The sequence below is a fragment of the Flavobacterium sp. KH_001 genome (genome assembly GCF_057840745.1).
The window spans coordinates 1,542,671-1,557,189 of the sequence record NZ_CM174520.1; the positions used below are offsets into that span (position 1 = coordinate 1,542,671).

Genomic DNA, 14,519 nt, shown 5'->3' on the forward strand with positions numbered 1-14,519 from the left:
TTTGTATTTTTGAAATTCTATAAAAATCTTTTAAATGGAAAATATTAAGTCGTACGTTCAACAACATAAAGATCGCTTTATCAATGAGTTGATCGAATTATTAAAAATTCCGTCGGTTAGTGCCGACACTGCATATTCGCAAGATGTTATCGACACAGCAGAGGCTGTAAAAGAAAGTTTATCAAAAGCAGGCTGCGATTTTGTCGAAACTTGCGACACTCCGGGTTATCCAATTATCTACGGAGAGAAAATAATCGACCCAAAATTACCAACAGTTTTAGTTTACGGACATTATGATGTTCAGCCACCAGATCCAATGGAATTATGGACATCGCCACCATTCGAACCTGTTATCAAAAAAACTGAGATTCATCCTGATGGAGCAATCTTCGCGCGTGGTGCCTGCGACGACAAAGGGCAAATGTACATGCACGTAAAAGCTTTAGAATATATGGTGCAAAGCAATACTTTGCCTTGTAACGTAAAATTCATGATCGAAGGAGAAGAAGAAGTAGGTTCGGCAAGTTTAGCCTGGTTTGTAGAACGCAATCAGGAAAAACTGAAAAACGACGTTATTTTAATTTCAGATACCGGAATGATTTCAAACCAACAACCGTCAATCACGACAGGTTTAAGAGGTCTGAGTTATGTTGAGGTTGAAGTTACCGGTCCAAACCGTGATTTACACTCCGGTTTATACGGTGGAGCAGTAGCAAACCCGATAAACGTTCTGGCAAAAATGATCGCTTCATTGCATGACGAAGACAATCATATTACGATTCCGGGATTCTACGATAAAGTACAGGAATTATCTGCTGAAGAAAGAGCCGAAATGGCCAAAGCGCCTTTCAGTTTAGAAAAATATAAAAACGCATTAGCGTTAAACGATGTTTACGGCGAAAAAGGCTATGTAACCAACGAACGCAACTCAATCCGTCCAACTTTAGACGTAAACGGAATCTGGGGTGGTTATCAAGGCGAAGGAGCAAAAACGGTTATTGCAAGCAAAGCTTTCGCTAAAATCTCAATGCGTTTGGTTCCAAATCAGGATTGGCATGAAATTACAGAACTTTTCACTAAACATTTTACAAGCATTGCTCCGGCTGGAGTTACGGTAAAAGTGACACCGCACCACGGAGGTCAGGGTTATGTAACGCCAATCGACAGTATTGGATATCAGGCAGCAAACAAAGCGTATACCGAAACATTTGGAGTTCCTGCAATTCCGGTTCGTTCAGGAGGAAGTATTCCAATTGTAGCTTTGTTCGAAAAAGAACTAAAAAGCAAAACTATCTTAATGGGATTTGGTTTAGATTCTGATGCGATTCACTCACCAAACGAGCATTTCGGAATCTTCAATTACTTAAAAGGAATTGAGACTATTCCGTTGTTTTACAAGTATTTTGTGGAATTAAGTAAGTAAGAATTTGCCACTAAGGCGCTAGGGCACAAAGTTTTTAAGTTTAGATTCTTTGTCAAAGGTTATAAATATTCTAAATCCGTTCAGAAATGAGCGGATTTTTTTTGTCAAAGTTTTTGTTGCAAACGAAGTCTTAAAAAAAGTTTACGCATATTTTGCACGAAGGCGCTAAGACGCAAAGTTTTTTAAGTTTAGATTCTTTGTCAAAGATTATAAATATTCTAAATCCGTTCAGAAATGAGCGGATTTTTTTGGTCAAAGTTTTTTGCTGCAAGCGGAAGCCTTAAAAAACTTAGCGCCTTAGTGCCTTCGTGGCAAAAAAAAACTTGCACATTAAAAATTTATCTCTACATTTGTAGAACAACATCTATAAATGTAGAGACAAAACCAAAAAACATGCGTCCAATATTTGTTTTATTATTTTGTGGAATTATGCTTTCCGGCTGCAAAAGCAAACCCATCAATCAGAAGATCGATCACAAAAAAGAAGGTGTTTGGATGGATGATTATACGCAGGATAATGTCAGGTACAAATCGTTTGAATATTACAAACACGATGAACCGGTAAAAAAGTGGAAATCCTACATTGGAGGAAAAATCTACAAAACGGAGAAATACAAAAACGGAATCTGTACGGTTAAATATTATTATGAAAACGGAAAAGTACAATCAACAGGAAAAACAAAAATGGAAAGTAATTCAAAAGAAACACATTGGTTTTACTTCGGAGATTGGAAATTCTATTCGGATAAAGGAAAATTAACCGAAATCAAAAAGTATAACAACGGCGAATTAATCTCGGAACAAAAAATAAAATAACCACTAAATGATTTAAATTTATGAAAAAACTAATTGCTCTCTTTTTTATTACAATGAATATTGGATTGATGCAGTCCCAAACTTATAAGGAATTTGTTGCAAAAGGTGATGATTCTTATAAAGCGAAAGATTATAAAGGATCTGTTGGCTATTATGAAAAGGCATTTAAAATGGAACATAAATCATCTACAGATTTATATAATGGTGCGTGCGCTGCCGCTTTAAACAATGATGATGAGAAAGCTTTTAAGTGGCTGGATTTAGCAATTGATAATGGTTATGAAGACATTGCTCACATAAAAATAGATAATGATTTAGAATCGCTGCACAATAAGAAAGAATGGACAAAGACAATAGATAAGCTTCAGAAACAAATGGATATTTTGAGCGCTAATTATGATAAGCCCCTTCAAAAAGAACTTTTGGATATTTATACAGAGGATCAGGGTATTCGCGGAGATTTTATGAAAATTTATAAAGCACCTAACGCTGATAAAAAGAAAATCGACAGCATTGGTAAATTAATGGGCAAAAAAGACAGTATCAATCTGATCAGGGTAATGAAGATTTTAGATGAAAGAGGCTGGGTTGGAAAAGATGTTGTGGGATCGCAGGCCAATCAAACTTTGTTTTTGGTTATACAACATGCCGATTTACAATATCAGCAAAAATATCTTCCAATGATGAGAGATGCCGTTAAAAAAGGGAATGCAAAAGCAAGTTCTTTGGCTTTGCTTGAAGATAGAGTTGCCCTGAGAGAAGGAAAAAAACAGATTTACGGAAGTCAGGTTTCCTATCATCCAACTACTAAGATACCGTTTGTTTCTCCGCTTGAAGATCCTGATAATGTTGATAAAAGAAGAGCTTCTGTAGGGTTGGGGACAATGTCGGATTATCTTAAAAATTGGAATGCGACCTGGGATGTGGAAGCGTATAAAAAAGAACTTCCGGAATTTGAAAAACTTCTAAATCAGAAAAAGAATAAAGAATAAAGAATAAAGAATAAAGAATAAAGAATAAAGAATAAAGAATAAAGAATAAAGAATAAAGAATAAAGAATAAAGAATAAAGAATAAAGAATAAAGAATAAAGAATAAAGAATAAAGAATAAAGAATAAAGAATAAAGAATAAAGAATAAAGAATAAAGAATAAAGAATAAAGAATAAAGAATAAAGAATAAAGAATAAAGATTTCTTTTATAAACTTAGAATCGCAGTATCTTAGAACCTCAGTATCTTAGAACCTTAGAACCTCAAAAAATATGCAATTATCAAACTCAGAAGAGCAATTAATGGAACATCTTTGGAAGCTTGAAAAAGCTTTTATGAAAGATTTGCTTGAAGCGTATCCAGAGCCAAAGCCTGCAACCACAACCGTTGCAACGCTTTTAAAAAGAATGATCGACAAGAAATTTGTCGCTTACAATGAATTCGGAAATTCTCGTGAATATTATCCGCTGGTTAAAAAAACGGCTTATTTCTCCAAACACGTAAACGGACTAATTAGTAGTTTCTTTAATAACTCAGCGTCACAATTTGCTTCTTTTTTTACCACCGAAACCGACTTATCCACTTCGGAATTAGAAGAGCTCAAAAAAATAATCGATTCAGAAATTAAAAAGAAGAAAAAATGATAACGTATCTTTTAAAATCCGGAGTACTGCTTTTAATATTCTTTGCGGTATATAAATTGCTTTTAGAAAACGAAAGGATGTTTCGCTTTAATCGTATTTATCTAATTGGAAGTTTGATTTTTAGCTTTGTAATTCCATTGCAGTTGTTTTCAATTAAACCTCTTTTCTCAACGCCAATTAGTGTTGTTCAGCTTGACGGAATCATAATTCAAACCAATGAGAAGGTTTCAGATCAAATAAATTATTATCAGATTTTGATCTATACTTTAGGAATCATTTACGCTTTAGTGGCGTTCGTTTTGATTTTCCGTTTTACAAAGAATTTGTATTCTTTTTATAAAAACATCAAATACAATCAAATTCAAATTGTAAACGATCAAAAAATTGTTTTGGTTAAGGAATCCATTTTGCCACACTCTTTTTGGAACTCCATTTTTATCAATAATGATGAGTTTGAAAACGGCAAAATTCCATCTGAATTAATTGCACACGAAGAAGCGCATATTAAACAAAAACATTCTTTGGATATCCTTTTTATTGAAGTTTTACAAATTTTGTTCTGGTTTAATCCGCTTATTATTTTATACAAAAAAGCCATTAAACTCAATCATGAATTTCTGGCAGATCAGGCTGTAAACGAACAATTTGAATCGGTTTCAACTTATCAGAGCCTGCTGCTTGATATTGCTTATGACAAAACAAATATCGCTCTGGCGAGTAATATCAATTATTTAATAACAAAAAAACGTTTTCTTATGATGACCAAAGAAGAATCTCCGCTTAAAATTATCCTAAAAGTTTTTACTGTAGGGATTGTTAGTGTTTTAATGCTTTTTATTTTTAGCACTGATGTCGTTGCACAGGAAGTTTCAAAAATAGAAAATCAATCTAAAGATTTCATGATGACTACTGATGTCGATGTTCAACCTGAGTTTCCGGGTGGAATTCTGGAGTTTTATAAGCTTGTTGGACAAAATTATAGAATACCGGAAGAGCTTTCAAAAAACAAAACAAATGGCAAAGTTTACCTTCAATTTATAATTGAGAAAGATGGCTCGCTAAGCGAAATTACTATTTTGAGAGATAAATTAGGATATGGTGCTGGAGAAGAAGCAGTTCGTGTTCTGAAACTTTCTCCAAAATGGATTCCGGCTTCTGACAAAGGAAAACCAGTACGCGTTATGTACAGTCTGCCAATTACAATTCAGCCAAGTAAATAGGTTTTGAGAAAAGGGGCTGAGGTTTAAAGGGACAAAGGTTTACTGGGATAAACCTTTGCCCCTTCAAAAAAAAAATCCGCTTCTGGAACTTGAAGCGGATAAAATTAAAAACTAAAAAAAAAATTCTCAAAAAAAAGTAATCAGAACTAAAATAGGTCCGGATTATATCCAAAGTAAGGCATGGTTTGTTCGTTAAAAACAACACCATACTCTTCTAATTCTTTTAAAATAGGCAAATACACTTCTTTTTTAATAGGAAGCTGCACGCCCGGAGTTGTGATTTTTCCATTCAAAATCAATAAGGTCGCCATAGCAACCGGAAGTCCGACTGTTTTTGCCATTGCTGTATACGTTTGATCGTCTCCAATGCAAACCATTTTCGAATCGATTTGCGATTTCTCACCATACAATTCATAACCGAATTTATGGTACATCACAATCATATCTTTATCGTCTGGCGCTAAAGTCCAACGGTCAGATAGTATTTTTTCTAATATTTGAGCAGGAGTCGCATTTGGTAAATTCACTTTTTTGTCCGGATTAAATAAATCCAGTTCCAAAAGTTTATCCCACATAATATCGTCTTGGTCAATTTTTAAGATCAATCGGGTTTTAATTTCAACAGAATCCGTTGGATGATACGGCAAGAATGAGTTTGTAAATTGACGGTAGCTCATGTTTTCAGAATCTTCCATGATGTAGCTGTCATCTGTCATTCCGAGTTGCACAAACATATTCCATGCTTTAGAAAAACCAACTCGTCTAATAGTTCCGCGATACAAAGTCAGAATATCATCTAAACCATAAATAGAGCGATATTTAAGCGAATCACGGTTGGAATAGGCCTCAAATTTATCATAACCCTCTACTTCAAGAAATTCAGTTCTGCGAAATAAAGTTCCGTACGGAATGTATTTATAAGTACCTTCCTGAATAAATTTTGCTGCGCCACCCTGACCCGCCAATACTACATTTCTTGGTGCCCAGGTAAATTTGTAATTCCACAAATTATTATCTGATTCAGGAGCAACCAAGCCGCCACAAAACGATTCAAAAAGCAGCATGTTACCGCCTTTTGACCTAATTTCGTCAATAACTTTCATTGCACTCATATGATCAATTCCGGGATCAAGACCAATTTCATTCATAAAAATCAAATTGTTCTTTTTGGCTTCCTCATCAAGTGCCTGCATAGCATCACTTATATAGGAAGCGGTTACAAGATGTTTTTTAAACTGAAGGCAATCTTTTGCAATTTCTATATGTAAATGAGCCGGTAACATCGAAATTACGATAGAGGCTTTTTCTATCGCAGCTTTTCTTTCATCGGCATCAAATATGTTTAAAGCAATTGGAGTAGCATTGGGATGTTTTTCTGTCTTTTTTTCGGCTAGGGCCAATGATAGATCAGCTACAATAAGATGTAGATTTTCACTTTCTGACTTTGATAGTAAATAACGTATCAAGGATGATGCTGATCTTCCAGCTCCGATAATTAAAATGCTTCTCATGTTTTTAAATATGTAACACAAATATATTAATTTGTTACAAATATAACAATTGAATTGATTTAAAAAAATGAAATGTATTTTATTTCAGATAAAACTTTAAAGAATTCCTTTTCTCAAAAAAAGATTGCAGAAAGTAAAAAGCTTTTTGAATACTTTGAAGTATTTTTGCTTTAAAATTAAAAGTAGTAGAAGATTATGAAAAGAAGAATTATACTGACTGGTGCATTTATAGGTATGCTGGCTATTATTTTAGGGGCTTTTGGAGCACATCTTCTCAAAAAATATTTATCAGTAGAGCAACTGGTTACTTTTGAAACCGGGGTTCGTTATCAGATGTATCATGCTTTCTTTTTGTTTTTTCTTTCAACCCGAAAAGAGTTCTCTCCAAAAACATTAAAAACAATCTATAATTTAACGATTGCAGGGGTAATTTTATTTAGTGGTTCTATCTATTTATTAGCTACAAAAAACCTTACATTATTCGATTCTAAAATTATCGTATTCGCAACACCTTTGGGCGGATTTTTATTAATTCTCGCTTGGTTGGCATTATTTGTTAATATTTTTAAGCAAAAATCATAAAATACAGAATAAAAAATTCTATCTAAGAATTAATCTTTAATTTTGTCTCATAAATAACATAAAACTTTACTTCTGTGAATTTTTATTCTTTTTTATTGGTATCAATAAAAAATATAACAATTCAATATTTTAAAATGTAAGTATTTAAAGATCAGAGTAAGAAATGTTTTTCAGTTAAAAATAAATATACACAACTACAAATTTATGGACACTCACACACTTTTATCGCAATCGATTTCGTTAAAGGAATTAGGAATTGAAAATGCCAAAGTTCACTACCAATTATCTGCGGATGAACTGCATGCTATTACAGTGCAATCAGGACAAGGTGTCGAAAACTCTACAGGAGCATTGGCGATCAATACAGGCGAGTTTACAGGACGTTCTCCACAAGATCGTTTTATCGTAAAAGATAGTATTACTGAAGATAAGGTTTGGTGGGGAAATGTAAATATTCCGTTTTCATCAGAAGCTTTCGAAAAATTATATAATAAAGTAACACAGTTTTTATCAAATAAGGAAGTATTTGTACGTGACTCATATGTTTGTGCAGATGCTAATTACAGATTAAATGTTCGTGTAGTAACAGAAACGGCTTGGTCTAATTTGTTCTGTTACAATATGTTTTTAAGACCAGAAGAATCTGAATTAGCCAACTTTACTCCGGAATGGACAGTAATTTGTGCACCAAGTTTTATGGCAGATCCTGCTGTAGACGGAACACGTCAGTCTAATTTTGCAATTTTAGATTTTACTAAAAAAATAGCTCTTATTGGTGGAACAGGATATACAGGAGAAATGAAAAAGGGAATTTTCTCTGCTTTGAATTTCATTTTACCAGTTTTCAAAAATACATTACCAATGCACTGTAGTGCTAATGTTGGTGAAGGTGGAGATACTGCCATTTTCTTCGGATTATCAGGAACAGGAAAAACTACTTTATCTGCAGATCCTGCACGTAAATTAATTGGTGACGATGAGCACGGATGGACTGCTGAAAATACAGTTTTTAACTTTGAAGGTGGTTGTTATGCTAAAGTAATCAACTTGTCTGAAGAGAATGAACCGGACATTTTTAGAGCGATCAAAAAAGGAGCGCTTTTAGAAAATGTGGTTTTCAAAGCAGGAACAAATGAAGTGGATTATGATGATGTTTCTATCACTCAAAATACGCGTGTAAGTTACCCAATAACACATATTGATAATATTCAGCCAGGTTCTATTGGCCACAATCCAAAAAATATATTTTTCTTAACGGCGGATTCTTTCGGAATTTTGCCTCCAATCTCAAAATTGACTCCGGGTCAGGCTGCTTACCATTTTATTTCAGGTTATACGGCTAAAGTTGCCGGAACTGAAGCGGGTGTAACAGAACCACAGCCTAATTTCTCAGCTTGTTTTGGAGCACCATTCATGCCTTTGCACCCAACACGTTATGCCGAAATGCTAACTAAAAAAATGAAAGATGCAGGCGTAAAAGTTTGGTTGATCAACACAGGTTGGACAGGTGGGCCTTACGGAACAGGAAGCCGTATGAAATTAAAATATACTCGTGCCATGATTACTGCTGCATTAAACGGAGAATTGGATAACGTAGAATATAAAGATCATGCAGTGTTTGGAATTGCAAAACCACAATCTTGCCCGAATGTTCCAGAAGAGATTTTGAATCCTAGAAACACTTGGGAAGACAAAGATTTATATGATAAAAAAGCAATCGAATTAGCTCAGAAATTCAAAGCTAATTTTGCGAAATTTGAAGAATTTGCAAATGAAGAAATCTTGGCCGGTGCGCCAAAAACAGAATAAGGAAAATTACTAATTCAAACTAAAAAAAGCTGTTCGTTATGAACAGCTTTTTTGTTTGGTATTCAACCGCAGTAAAAAAAAAATAAATAAAACACTGAAACCTGCGGCTGAAAAACCTAAAATATTATTTTTTAGCGGCATCAATACGTTGCTGCATCAAATCCCAGGCATAATAATGAAATGTCATTCCGTTGCTCATGGCTACAAAAAGACCGTTTTTATATTTTCCTCCCAAATTAATACTGGTCACATCAGCACCATCGCATTCAATTGTTGAAGTTGGAATTTCTGCCAATAAAGGATAATTATTTGGATTGCCTTTTGCACCTTCTCTTGGATAAACCATAAAGGTATTGGCTTGTTGGTTTGATACTAAAATATATCCGGTAGAATCTGTTTTTTTATAAATTGCGATTCCTTCATTGTCAGCTTTAAAGCCCGTTTTTCCGAATAAAGCCATTTCCTTATTATCATTTAAAGCAGGATCAGCTTTGTACTTTCTAATTCCGAATTGCTCGTCGCAGTATAAAATTGTTCCCAATTCATTATCAACCGCAATGGCTTCGATTTCTTTCTTTCCGCTGTAAGCACCAAATTTGCGTACTACTTTTGCAGTGGCAAATTTCCCGTTTCCGGAAAGTTCATATTGCCATAAATAACTTCCGGATGGTCCGGATTTTCTTCCTACAACAGCAAAAATTTTATGATCACCTGGTCGTGTGTATAAAGCAACTCCCATTGGATCACGTAATTCTTCTCCTTCAAAAACCGGAATTCCACCGTTATCAATTGCTTTCAAATCAGGTAAACTAAAAATTCTGATTTTGTTGCTTTCACGTTCTGTTGTTACGGCAACGTCAACTTTTTTTTCGTCAACGATTAATCCGTAAGCGATATCAACATTATTTGGTCGTTTTAAAACTTCTGATTTACCGACAATTTTTCCATTTAAATCAAAAGCATACAAACCACCGTCAGTGTCTTTATCTGTTCCTACGATAATGCTTTTTGTAGAATCGGTTGGATGAATCCAGATAGAAGGATCATCAGTATCGTGAGGTAAAGCTTCTGTAACGATTGTTGGTTTAACTGCGTTTGCAGCAACGGGCGCTAATTTATCATCTTTACAGGAAAGGAATAAAGTACTTAAAAGTAAAAAAGTGATTATAGAATTATTTTTCATTCTGATTTTTATTTAATAAAATTAGACAGAACCCCAAAGTCCTGTCTAATTTAAGAATTTTATAAATGGTTATTACAAGTCAAATTTCAATCCCAAATTGTAACGGGCCTGATAGTATTCAGCTTGTTTGGTGTGCGCTTCAACTCCTTGGTAGTAACGCAACGGTTGGTTTGTTAAGTTGTTGGCTTCAGCAAAAACGCGAAGTTGTTTTGTAATTTTGAAAGAAGCATTGGCATCTAAGAAAAACTGCTTGTCATAATAACTGTCTTTGTAAGACTCAGAACCCAATTCATCTAAATAATCTGATGTGAAGTTGGTTGAAACTCTGGCTGAAAAACGTTTGTTTTCCCAAGATAATGATCCATTAAACATATGTGGCGTTGTTCCCGGAAGGCTGATATCGTTTCTTTCGTTTCCATCTTCGTCAGCAATTCCTTTTGCTTTCGATTTTGTATATGTGTAGTTCAAATAGATTCCAAAACCTTTTAAGAATTTCCCAGGCAAGAAATCTAACTGACGTTGAAACGCCACTTCAAAACCGTAAACATCAACTTTATCTCCGTTTCTTGATTGTACAAATGACCAGTTTTCTCCAACCGGAATTGGGTTGATCTGATTTGGAAAATCAGTAGCAAATTTTACGCTGTCGTATTGATTATCACTGTAATTGTAAATGAAATCATTTAATCTTTTGTAAAAAACACCACCAGAAATCAAACCAACTGATTTGAAATAATTCTCAGCCATGAAATCATAGTTATAAGAATACGTTGCATCCAAATCTGGATTTCCAGCTGTAATTTCTTTGTCTGCAGCAATATTATTTACATAAGGAGCCAATGCATAATAGTTTGGACGAGCCAAAGCTGTTGTAGCAGCCGCTCTTAAAACTAAATCTTTTGTCGCATTATATTGAAATGAAATACTTGGTAATAAATTAGTATAAGAGTTTGTAGTGTTGATTTCACTTTCTAATTCCTCCTCATCCAAAACTCTGTTTCCTGTATAATCGATATGTGTGTTCTCTAAACGGAAACCTAAAACCATGGAAAGTTTGTCGTTAAAATCCTGATCCCATCTTACGTAAGCCGCGTAGATATTTTCTTTAGCATTGTAGTTTACGGCTAAATATTCTGCCGGATCTGCTTCTTTGTCAAATAACGCTGAATTGTTCAAATCTAAACTTCCTAAGAAATTGGCAGATGCAAAAGTTCCCGGTACATATTTACTTCCCGGATTAAATCCTTTTCCGTCATAATAACTGGTTGGAATTTCAGATAATAATCCCATTCCGTCATTGATTGGCTCGTAAGAAAAGAACATATTATTTCTTTCTTTTTCTTTTAAACGTAATCTAAGTCCCGTTCTAAGTCTTCCTTTTTCTGAAGGAATAACGGTGAAAGGGAAACGAATGTTGATTTTAGCACCAAATTCACTTTCGCTTGTCTCATCTGTATTTTCTGTAACCGAATCAAATTCAAATTCATCTGTAGATTCACCAACAGTCGTCATTAAAGGAAATCTTGGATCAGATAAGTTTTCCATCATTTCTAAACCTTTCTGACGGTACTCAATATAACGCTCTTGCGGACGATACTCTCTTGCTTTTGCATAATTCGCAGACCAGTCTAAATCTAATTTTGAGTTAATCAAATGTTCTCCACGAATTGAGTAATTCTGAACACGCTGATCTTCTAATCTTCTGTTTTTGTTTCTGTCGTTGTCAACCCCACCTTTTGTCTGGCGTTTTACACGACCTTCAAAACCAATAATTTCTTCTCCATTGTAAAGAGGTTCAATATCATCATAAGTAGTTCTGAAACGGTTTTCTCTATCATCTCTCCAGTTATAAATGGCATTGGCAAAAATGGTATTGTTTTCGTCAAATTTATAATCTAAAGCAACAGAACCGCTTCGGCGAATACGTTGAACATCATATTTTCTAACTTCAGAAGCCTGTAAATATTCATTTCCGAAATCATCTTTTACCCATTCGTTTTCGATGTTATCTGATCCGTAATCAACATTGTTGTAAGATCCGCTGAAAACAGCTCCTAATTTATTGTCGAAGAAACGGTTTCCGTAAACTAGTCCGGCAGTGTAAGAAGCATGTTCACGAATTGGTAAATAACCCCCCGCAAGTGTTGCAGAAATTCTTTCCCCGTTTGGAGTTGCTCTTGTAATTAAGTTTACAGAACCTCCAATTGCATCAGCATCCATATCTGAAGTTAAGGTTTTGTTTACTTCGATAGTCGAAATCATATCAGAAGGAATTAAGTCCATTTGAACATTTCTGTTGTCTCCTTCTGCAGATGGAATTCGGTCTCCATTCAAAGTTACCGAGTTCAATGACGGAGCCAAACCTCTAATAATAATATTACGAGCCTCTCCCTGGTCATTTTGCATGGTAATACCCGGAACGCGTTTTAATGCGTCTCCAACGTTGGCATCAGGAAAACGACCCATTTGGTCAGATGAAATTACGTTTCCGATGTTTTTATTATTTTTTTGTTGATTCAGTGCTTTGGCCTGACCTTTTAAAATGTCTCCAACCACCACTTCGTTCAACTCAGTTCCTGAAGTTTTAAGTGCAAAATCAAGAACATTGTTTTTTCCTGCCTCTACTTTGATTTCCTGAGTTGTTGTAGTATATCCTATATATTTTACTTGTACCTGGTATGTTCCTTCATTAATATTAAGCAATTCAAAACGACCATTATAGTCTGAAACGGTGTATTTATTTTCACCCACAATTTGAATCATTGCTCCTGGTAAGGGAAGCTTGTCGTCTGCATCTAATGCTTTTCCTGAGATTATTGCTTTTTGAGCGTAACCGGAAAAGGTTAATAATGCAAACATTAGTAATAAATAAAATTTTTTCATTAGTTTTTTAGTTTGATTTTGGTTGCGAAACTAGAACCTTAGTATTACTAAAAGCCTTTAAAAAAATTAACATACTGTTATGATTCGTAGGAAAAAGAGAAAGTTATTAATGTTTAAATAACATTTATTTAGAACAAATTTTTTATAGTCAAGTAAAAACAAATCAACTATTTACCTCAGAATTAATTTTTTGGCGCTAAATTTGCCTTATCAATCAATCAAAAATCATCAATCATGTTAAAACAATTTTTCATCCTTTGTTCTGGAGCCGATCGAGATCTTCTTGAGGGCTGTTCAGAAGGCGAACAAACCAAATATGTTGGTATTGGGGCCACCGTTTTTTTTACTGCAGTTATGGCATTCCTTGCCAGTGCTTATGCGCTTTTTACTGTTTTTGACTCTATTTATCCTGCCCTTATTTTTGGATTTGTCTGGAGTTTGTTGATCTTCAATTTAGACCGATTTATTGTTTCGACTATCAAAAAAAGAGATCGCTTTATGGATGAATTTCTGCAAGCGACACCTCGTATTGCATTGGCGATTATTATTGCCATCGTAATTTCGAAACCATTGGAAATTAAAATTTTCGAAAAAGAGATCAATACTGTTTTGTTGAAGGAAAAAAACGAAATGGAATTGGCCAATAAAAAACAAATTGGAACCTATTTCAAATCAGATTTAGATAAAAACAAAGCTGAGATTGCGTCTTTAAAAGCAGATATCGTAAAAAAAGAAAAAGAAGTAAACGCTTTATATTCAACATATATTACAGAAGCAGAAGGAACTGCCGGAACTAAAAAACTAGGAAAAGGTCCTGTTTATAAAGAAAAACGCGAGAAACACGATGCCATTTTAAAAGAATTCGAAACCTTAAAAACAACTAACGAAGCAAAAATTGCTGAGAAAGAAAAATCAGGCAAACAATTGCAAGCCGATTTAGATAAAAAAGTTTCACAAACACAACCGATTATTGAAGGTTTTGATGGTTTAATGGCCAGGATTAACGCTTTGAATAAATTACCATGGCTGCCTTCTTTCTTTATAATGTTATTGTTTTTGGCGATCGAAACCTCTCCAATTATTGCCAAATTGTTAGCGCCAAAAGGCGAATTCGACTTTAAACAGGAAGAAGCGGAAACAGCGATGAAAGCGACATTGGAACAAAACAAATACCAACGCGAATTACTTAAGAAAACGAGTGCTCAAATGCACGACAGGGTTTATGCTGATATTGCTGAGGATAAAAGTTTATACGATCTGCAACGTAAAAATGCAACAGAATTATTAGAGTTGCAATCAAATAGTTTTGTAGAAAAACAGAAAGCTACTCTCTAAGTCATAAAGTTTGAAAGTCGAAAGTCTTAAAGTCTGAAAAACTAAAAAGCCAGAAATTTCTATTTCTGGCTTTCTTTTTTATATAAAGTGAATGACTTTTAAACTTTCGACTTTATGACTTTT

The 14,519-nt window shown here is 34.3% G+C and carries 11 protein-coding genes; 8 read left to right on the top strand and 3 right to left on the bottom strand.

What is annotated here, in order from left to right; all coding sequences use genetic code 11:
- Positions 1-34: 34 nt before the first annotated feature.
- The 5 genes from AC3ITQ_RS06810 to AC3ITQ_RS06830 all read left to right on the top strand — a co-directional run bounded on the left by AC3ITQ_RS06810 (position 35) and on the right by AC3ITQ_RS06830 (position 5,093).
- Complete coding sequence (locus AC3ITQ_RS06810) at positions 35-1,423, top strand: dipeptidase (protein WP_489237528.1); 1,389 nt, start codon at positions 35-37, stop codon at positions 1,421-1,423.
- A gap of 393 nt (positions 1,424-1,816) precedes the next feature.
- Positions 1,817-2,239 (top strand): toxin-antitoxin system YwqK family antitoxin, encoded by a 423-nt coding sequence (locus AC3ITQ_RS06815; RefSeq protein WP_072970602.1) that lies wholly within the window; start codon positions 1,817-1,819, stop codon positions 2,237-2,239.
- 20 nt (positions 2,240-2,259) lie between these two features.
- Entirely contained in the window at positions 2,260-3,231 is a 972-nt protein-coding gene (locus AC3ITQ_RS06820) for a DUF6624 domain-containing protein (protein ID WP_489237530.1), read from the top strand.
- Between the two features lie 270 nt (positions 3,232-3,501).
- Complete coding sequence (locus AC3ITQ_RS06825; RefSeq protein ID WP_026982709.1) at positions 3,502-3,873, top strand: BlaI/MecI/CopY family transcriptional regulator; 372 nt, start codon at positions 3,502-3,504, stop codon at positions 3,871-3,873.
- A complete protein-coding gene (locus tag AC3ITQ_RS06830; RefSeq protein WP_489237532.1) occupies positions 3,870-5,093 on the top strand; it encodes a M56 family metallopeptidase in 1,224 nt (407 codons plus the stop codon). Before AC3ITQ_RS06825 ends, AC3ITQ_RS06830 begins: the two co-directional genes overlap by 4 nt.
- Before the next feature lie 146 nt (positions 5,094-5,239).
- Here the strand turns inward: AC3ITQ_RS06830 and AC3ITQ_RS06835 are convergent, their stop codons facing one another.
- Positions 5,240-6,604, bottom strand: coding sequence for a saccharopine dehydrogenase family protein (locus AC3ITQ_RS06835; protein WP_489237534.1), 1,365 nt, complete (start codon positions 6,602-6,604; stop codon positions 5,240-5,242).
- A gap of 195 nt (positions 6,605-6,799) precedes the next feature.
- Between AC3ITQ_RS06835 and AC3ITQ_RS06840 the strand changes: the two genes are divergently transcribed.
- Both AC3ITQ_RS06840 and pckA read left to right on the top strand, forming a co-directional pair.
- The gene (locus AC3ITQ_RS06840) at positions 6,800-7,186 is read left to right on the top strand and encodes a DUF423 domain-containing protein (RefSeq protein ID WP_489237536.1); all 387 of its coding nucleotides are present in this window, start codon (positions 6,800-6,802) and stop codon (positions 7,184-7,186) included.
- Positions 7,187-7,390: 204 nt separating this feature from the next.
- Positions 7,391-8,995, top strand: coding sequence for a phosphoenolpyruvate carboxykinase (ATP) (gene pckA / locus AC3ITQ_RS06845; RefSeq protein ID WP_489237537.1), 1,605 nt, complete (start codon positions 7,391-7,393; stop codon positions 8,993-8,995).
- Between the two features lie 124 nt (positions 8,996-9,119).
- On the opposite strand, the gene AC3ITQ_RS06850 is transcribed toward pckA, so the two are convergent.
- Positions 9,120-10,178: a phytase gene (locus AC3ITQ_RS06850; protein ID WP_489237539.1), complete on the bottom strand. Its 1,059-nt coding sequence runs from the start codon at positions 10,176-10,178 to the stop codon at positions 9,120-9,122.
- Positions 10,179-10,250: 72 nt separating this feature from the next.
- The gene (locus tag AC3ITQ_RS06855; protein ID WP_489237541.1) at positions 10,251-13,061 is read right to left on the bottom strand and encodes a TonB-dependent receptor; all 2,811 of its coding nucleotides are present in this window, start codon (positions 13,059-13,061) and stop codon (positions 10,251-10,253) included.
- 234 nt (positions 13,062-13,295) lie between these two features.
- Between AC3ITQ_RS06855 and AC3ITQ_RS06860 the strand changes: the two genes are divergently transcribed.
- A complete protein-coding gene (locus AC3ITQ_RS06860) occupies positions 13,296-14,396 on the top strand; it encodes a DUF4407 domain-containing protein (RefSeq protein ID WP_489237543.1) in 1,101 nt (366 codons plus the stop codon).
- Positions 14,397-14,519: the final 123 nt, after the last annotated feature.